Here is a 6,965-nt window from a genome sequence, read left to right as displayed (position 1 = left end):
GAGCACGAGGTCGGAAGCCTCGCGTTTGAATTCAGCAGAAAAGGAACGGCGTTGTTTGGTCATCTGACACCTCGATCTGGCGAGCATTCTCGCCTAAATGGGTGTCCGGTTTCATTAGACCACTACATGTCGTACCAAACGGTGCATGGGCTGAATGGGTTACAGGCAGACCTTATGAACCCCTTGGGCGGACCCTTAGGGTTATCGGTGTGTTATCGTCAGCGCAGGATTGACCCTGTTACCGAAATTCCACTAACCCATGCTCTTACCTTGTAAGCCATTACCTGTGCTGGACTTTGGTCGATTGGTGTTGGGTCAGTATGGTATCGGCCACTGGGTCAATTCGGCGTCAGCGCCAATACAATTAGGTTTGTAAAGCGAGACGAGTGGTTCAATCTCGCAGTTTGTAATTACCTTCCGTCAGCTTTAACGTAAGAGTTTGGGCTCTGCGGCTCGACAGCAGGCTCCAGTTCCCAAGGTAGCTCGGTTAACTCGGCGATGAATAGGAGTTCTTTTTAGGTATTCAGGTTGGAGCCTGGCCAATACTGTCGGTTGGAACGAACTGTTGGTTTTTATTCCCACGCCCTATGAATTCCGTGATCCGATTCCAATTCATTGATGTAGTCGACAATACAAACACCAAATTTGGCAGGGTTAAGTAAAACTTCCCACTTCTTACCTTTGTTTTCACCTTTAAGTCGAACTTCACCACTAAACCAAAAACCTGCTAGGTCCTCTGACCAATATGAAAACTCTTCCAACTTTCCATCTGCGTTTCGCATTACGAATGCCACTGATGTCGCGTGGATAATTTTGTTGCACGTTTCCCGAATCGAGAGGTTGGCCTTACTGCTCGTAAGATGCGCCGATGGGTGCCGTTCCGAGACCTCAGCATCAATCTTTGCCATCTCCCCTGGATCAAAAATTAGCTGGCCCAGCGAATCCTGGAGAATTCTTATCTTTGTAGCCGTTACCACCAAAAGCTCGCTGATTGTAGTTTGCAAATTGTAGACGTAGTTCGGTTTTGTGGCTCCCCATGCACCGGGGTCATCGCTATCGACAAAGTGGCCCTGAGCTTCCTTGGCTCCAGCGCTCCAAGCAACGAGTTGAAATGCATTTTCAGTAATGAGTGCAGTGCTTAGTGAATGAGGGCGCATGACAATCCTTAGAGCCTAAAATTTAAATTCTGCAGTTGGCAGAGACTGAATCGTCCCGGATTCTCTAAACACCTTGCAAGCTCTTCTGTCCCCTTCCCTGCATCAATCCACCATTTTTCTTGACTATGATGAAATTACAAAAAACTAAACGTCCACGTTTCATGGAGTGTGGACGTTTATTTTTTAGGTTTATAGTATTAGTCAACGAATTTTTATTTTTTCAGATAAGAGGGGGCGCGATTTACGACTGGTGTCCAGTTGCGTACGCCTTTGCCTGCTAACCGCTGCTGATTTAAGGGTTGGACAAATATTTTGCTTGACTATCTGGTTTGCATCGACATGATAATGTCCACGATTTATGGATCGTGGACATTCTGAGAAAATACTATCATGAAGAGTCAAGACATTTTGCTGCTTTTCAAAATGACCAGCCTTCACGCTCAAGAGGAAAACCTATTTGGGCGTATGGAATCTGAATCCACCTCTGAGGAGGTGAAGAACATGCTGAAGCTAGAGATGCGTGGGTTAATCGTTGTCGGCGATCCTGTCGGTCGGGCGTTGTCCGCGCTACCCACCAGTGACGAAGACACGGTATTTCGACCGCAAGAACTCGATGCGCCAATGGGCGACTCAGATCGATGGGAAGGCTGGTCGGATGTGGTGCCGTCGACGCCGGTAACGAGCTGGAACGAAAATTACTCCTTGCGGGCGCTCTCCGCATCGCTTGGCCTCAGTAAAAGTGAAGTCTCCAACGCCATGGTGCGTTGCCGTAATGCCGGCCTTCTTACCAGCGATTACGAAACCGGTCTTCCAAAGGTTAATCGCCGCGAGCTGCTCAAGATTACCGAACATGCGCTGAAGTACTTTTTCCCAGTGAAGCCAGGTGCGATTGTTCGCGGCATCCCTACTGGCTTTGCTGCGCCAGCCCTTTCGAAAAGCCTAAAAAGTGCAGGCGGACTGATACCCGTCTGGCCCGACCCGCTGGGCAGCGAGCGGGGCCAGTCGATTGAGCCCCTCTACAAGACGGTGCCAGAGGCAGTAAAAAAAGATAGGACCCTTTATCATTACCTAGCGCTTGTAGACGCGATCCGCGTTGGTGGCCCGAGGGAGTGTGGCGTGGCTGTCAACATACTGAAGGCAGGAATGGAGCTGAAGTAATATGGCATCGAATGCGGACCACAACTACGAGCTTATCTCGTTTGTGGCTGATGGTTTGGGCGACGAGTTTCTGGCTGAGTGCGCCTTTGTCGGTGGATGTACGACCGCTATGTTGGTCACCGATAGCGCAGTGCTGGACGACATCCGATTCACCGACGATGTCGACCTGGTTATTGAGCTCGCAGGCATTTCTGCCTGGGAAAAGCTCACAGTGCGCCTTGCAGCGAAGGGCTTCAAGATTACTGGTGAAGATGACGTGAACTGCCGGTTCAGGTTCAACGATGTCATCGTCGATGTAATGCCAAGCGACGCATCGATTCTCGGCTACGCAAACCGCTGGTATGTGGAAGGGCTGGCTCAGGCTGTACCATTCGAGCTTCCTAACGGTCGGGCAATCCGAATCTTCAAGCCAGCGTTCTTCTTGGCGACGAAGCTCGAAGCCTTCAGTGGCCGAGGAGAAGGCGACCCGTACCACAAAGTGAGGACATCATCATCCTGCTTGACGGACGCCCAGAACTTTTGGCAGAAGTCAGTGAAGCCAGCGAAGAACTCAGGCAATACATTGCCGCGGGTATCGGCGCTCTGGCAAAACTTAGCGGTATTGATTATGCGATTGAGAGCTCAGGCTCTGTTCGGGCTAACCCTGGGCGTGAAAAGCTCATTCATCAACGTATGAAAGATCTGAGCGCGCTCGCATGAGATATCAAACGAGGACCATAAAAGGGTATGAGCGAGCAGTGAACCACGATTTCGCAGTTGCCGAGATCGATGGAACACGAGGTTTTTTTGTCATTATGGATGGAACCTCGAAGCCGGGCAGCGGCCAACTTGCTCAAGGCTTGGCGCAGGGTGTGATCAGGGCCTATCAGAGCCATATTGCCCAGGGCGTAGATGACTCCAGCCAAGATCTGGTTGAACAATTGCTCAACGGTATCCTGGTGGATATGCACCGGCAGTTGTTCACCAACCAGACTGGAACCACCAGCTACCTGATTGGTGTCGCATCGCAGGGGCAACTCACCGTCGCTTATGAAGGTGATTGCGCCTGTGGGATGGCCGGAAGCGATGGCAAAATTGAATGGTTTACTCCTCCACACTGCAAAGCAAACTGGAAGCGGGACCGATCGCACCGCGAATTGGCGCTTGATCCTACACGCAACCTGGTGACCCGCAGCCTCAGGGCAACCCGCGCCCCGGATCCAGACTTTGTACGCCAGTTGTCACCAGCTGGAACTCGTTTTGTCTTTGCCACTGATGGGTTCTGGGCTGAACTCACTGAATCGCAACAAGCTGCTGCGATCAATGAGCCAGCTGGTGACATTGCTGTTGTGAGCGATGATGTCACTTGGATTGACGTGAGGATGTGAGGCCGGCGGAGCCAACTAACTATTGTGTGAATCGGTTAGGCCATTCTCATTTTTTCTGTGAAACCTGATCGGTGGAATCACAAAAAAAAATGATCTCGCGGCAGCTTTTGCTGAGCCCCTGGAACCATCTTTTTTGAGAGCCTACAATGCGGCTGTAATGCAGGAAAAAAAGGCCAACGCTTGCGTTGGCCTTTTTTATGCGTGTGAAAAGTTGTTTATCAGAATTGCCAGCTCAGGTTCAGCCCTACCCCGTGCGTTTTGTCCTTGTTGCTCAATTGCCCGTTGTAGTCCAGCTCCAGACGTGTGCTTTTACCCAACGCCACGCCTACTTGAGCACCGATTACTGCGGCATCGCGGGCCAGTGAAACACTGTGCACGCTGAACGGTGTGCTGCCTGCCACGAAGCTCAGATCCTGATCCGAGCCCACGGCGTTGAGGTTGTGCTGCCACCCCAAACTGCCGGCTACCTCCATGTGCTGATCGCTATTGAGGATGAAGGTTTTTGCAGCTCGCATGCCCAGCGTCGACAACACGGCTTCGCGATTATCTCGGCTTCCCTTAAGGGCAGCGGCTCCACCCTTTTCATGGAAGCTGTCACTGCGCACGTGTACATACGCCAGGTTGGCGAAGGGTTCGAGCGCCAACGCTGGCAGTTCAATGCGGTAAGCCGCTTCGGTGAATACTTGCGCCGTTTCCGCATCGCGTTTGGTTTTTTGTTTGGTATCGATGTCTGCAAATTGCACATCACGTTTCACGTCGATGCGGTTCCAGCTATAGGATCCGCCCGCACTCAGGCGCAGGGCATCGATTTCATGCCCCACGTAGGCGCCAAGGTGGTAGCTGTCGGTCGACGCGTTGGCGTGCGTTCCCTCTCCCATGTTCAGGCCGCTGTGGCTATAGCCGGTGAACACGCCCAGGCGTGTGGCTTCGCTAATCAGCCCATCCGCCCCGATTAACATGCCGCCCAATGAGGTGGTGTATTGCGCGTTGGATGAACCCGCGTCAGTTTTACCCCACGCGCCGAGCGCCTTGACCCATACACTGTTTTGCCCGGATGCCTGCGCACTGGCTGTGTAGAGATCATGCTGGCGCAACCGATCACCCACGGCATCCCGTAAGTGACGACTGTCATTGATCAGTTGTGTAGCAATGGCCGGGTGTATCTCACCACTTAATTGCTGATATGCCTGACGTGCGCTGGTGACAGATGGGGACAGCAAAATCCCTTCATACACCGCATTGCCAGCGTTCAGTCCTTCCGCTGCGCCAGCCACTGCACGTTGGTTAGGTGTGAGTGCGACACTGGCGAACGACGCGGCAGTGCGCTCGATGCCCAGTTGCACTGCAGTGGCTGAATAATCCAGTTGCCCGCCGATGAAGAGGTAGTTCGGCAAGACGCTTGCGAACTGCCCCTCTACCCCACCCGCGGCCTGCAGAATGTCGAACTGCTGACCCAACAGGCTGCCGGCTTCCTGGCGACTCAAAAGCGCAGGATTGTTTTCCAGTGCCAGGGTCACTGTGCCGCCATTCAATGTGGCTTTACCGCCCGCCACGAGTCGGTCGCTTTGGGTTGGGGATAACTCGACGGCGTAGGTTGAGCCGGGCTCGAAGGTTACGTTACCCGCCACGTTGAGCGTGCCGATAGAATTGCCCGGCGCGACAGTACCGCCCGCGTTGGCAGTAAGCGCGCCAACCTGGCCACTGCCACCCAGTACGCCGTTTTGGTTGACCGTCACGGCGGAGCTGAGCGAACCGTTCACCGCCAGCAAGCCCTGATTGATTGCCGTCGGCCCACTGTAGGTATTGGCGCCAGCCAGCACCAATGTACCGATGCCTTGCTTGGTCAGCCCGCCATGGCCGCCAATATCGTTACGCCAGACATCCAGGCCGCAGCTGACATCGGTGCAGCGTCGCTCTGTGGGTTTTCCGGCATCAATCAGCGCGCCCACACCCGGCAGGTCTGCCACAAACTGGCCGTCGCCGTACGACCCCTCTACCCGCAACGTTTGTGGGATATCGGCATCGGCGATGAACATGCCGGGCCCATTGATGGCTTTGTGCAGGTTGATCATGCCCCAGCCGTACAGCTCGTCCACACCCGCCGCGCCCAGGTCGGTTGCAGTGGATTTGAGCACGCCTGCCACTTGCGCACCGGTCATGTAGGGGAAGCGCTCCATTAATACCGCTGCGCTGCCTGCTACATGAGGCGCCGCCATTGAGGTTCCGCTTTTATTGCCGTAACCGACCGTCATGTTGTCCAGGGTTGTGCCGCCAATCACGGCGCTGTAGATCCCGGTGCCCGGTGCGGACACGCAGAAACTTGCCGCATACCCGCAGCGCGATGAGAACGTACTTAGGGTGTAAGGGATGGCGCTGGCGGTGTCCGGGTTTTTCTGCAAGCTGGCCACTGTGATCCAGTTAGGTGCGATGTCCGGGACGAAATGCGCCAGCCCGGCAATGGCGTCCGGGTTATTGAGGTTGTAGTCATTACCGGCGGCGAAAATGGTCACGATGCCACTGCGCGCCGATTCGATGGCACCGCTGTAAGCGCCACCTGCCTTGGTGTCCAGCAGCGGCACGATCTGATCGAACTGCTTCTGCGCGTCGGCCACGGTGAAGTGTGGATAGGCCGGATCGCGCCCGCCCAGACGAAACGTATCGGTGATGCCAATGCCCCAACTGTTGTTGATGATCCGCGCCCCGCTGGCGGCCAGCGCATCCCAACCGGCTTTGTAAACGGCGCCGTCGTTACCGCGAATAATCCCGTCTTCCGGGCCGGGGTCGCCGTTGTCGGCCATGATGATTTGCGCGTCATAGGCTACGCCATGCATCGGGCCGCCATCGCGGTTACCCCCCGCAATACCGCCGACGTGGGTGCCGTGGGAGCCCAATTTGCCATCCGATCCGGCAGAAGGGCTGCCGTCGTAAATGAACGCGTCACCGGCTTTGACTGGAATGTAGGGGTCGGTGTATTCGCGAATACCGGTGGTCGTCAGGGTGATGACTTTGTTCGGGCTGTTGAACTCGGGATGCTGTGCGTAGACCGGCTGATCGAAAATCCCGAGTTTGACGCCCTTGCCGCTGTAGCCCCCTGCGTAGGCATCCTGCGCATTGATCGCGCCCAAGCCCCAGTCCGCCTTGAATTCCGGGCTGCGCCAGCTATCGGGCTGCCCTGCCCGCCCGGCCTCCACATAAGGGGCAGCCTGCACCTGCCCGATCATGCCCACATACGCCATGCCCAATGCCAATGACATGGCCCGTTTTTTAAACGGCAGCGTACTGA

The 6,965-nt window shown here is 54.9% G+C and carries 4 protein-coding genes and 1 pseudogene; 3 read left to right on the top strand and 2 right to left on the bottom strand.

The window, feature by feature from the left end:
* Positions 1-572: 572 nt before the first annotated feature.
* Positions 573-1,157 (bottom strand): hypothetical protein, encoded by a 585-nt coding sequence (locus HBN61_RS19635; RefSeq protein ID WP_170047682.1) that lies wholly within the window; start codon positions 1,155-1,157, stop codon positions 573-575.
* A gap of 390 nt (positions 1,158-1,547) precedes the next feature.
* Here HBN61_RS19635 and HBN61_RS19630 point away from each other — a divergent pair, with 390 nt between their 5' ends.
* From HBN61_RS19630 to HBN61_RS19620, 3 genes and pseudogenes are all read left to right on the top strand, one after another.
* Positions 1,548-2,315, top strand: coding sequence for a MarR family transcriptional regulator (locus tag HBN61_RS19630; protein ID WP_170047680.1), 768 nt, complete (start codon positions 1,548-1,550; stop codon positions 2,313-2,315).
* Position 2,316: 1 nt separating this feature from the next.
* Positions 2,317-3,014: pseudogene (locus HBN61_RS19625) on the top strand (hypothetical protein).
* A gap of 38 nt (positions 3,015-3,052) precedes the next feature.
* Positions 3,053-3,682, top strand: coding sequence for a serine/threonine protein phosphatase (locus HBN61_RS19620; RefSeq protein ID WP_346266465.1), 630 nt, complete (start codon positions 3,053-3,055; stop codon positions 3,680-3,682).
* A 218-nt stretch (positions 3,683-3,900) separates the two neighbouring features.
* Here HBN61_RS19620 and HBN61_RS19615 read toward each other — a convergent pair whose 3' ends face one another.
* The gene (locus HBN61_RS19615) at positions 3,901-6,936 is read right to left on the bottom strand and encodes an autotransporter domain-containing protein (RefSeq protein WP_262498815.1); all 3,036 of its coding nucleotides are present in this window, start codon (positions 6,934-6,936) and stop codon (positions 3,901-3,903) included.
* Positions 6,937-6,965: the final 29 nt, after the last annotated feature.

Source organism: Pseudomonas sp. WS 5071, assembly GCF_012985765.1.
GTDB lineage: Bacteria > Pseudomonadota > Gammaproteobacteria > Pseudomonadales > Pseudomonadaceae > Aquipseudomonas > Aquipseudomonas lundensis_A.
The sequence above is the reverse complement of the archived record's forward strand: the minus strand, read 5'-3'. Positions and strand labels throughout refer to the sequence as shown.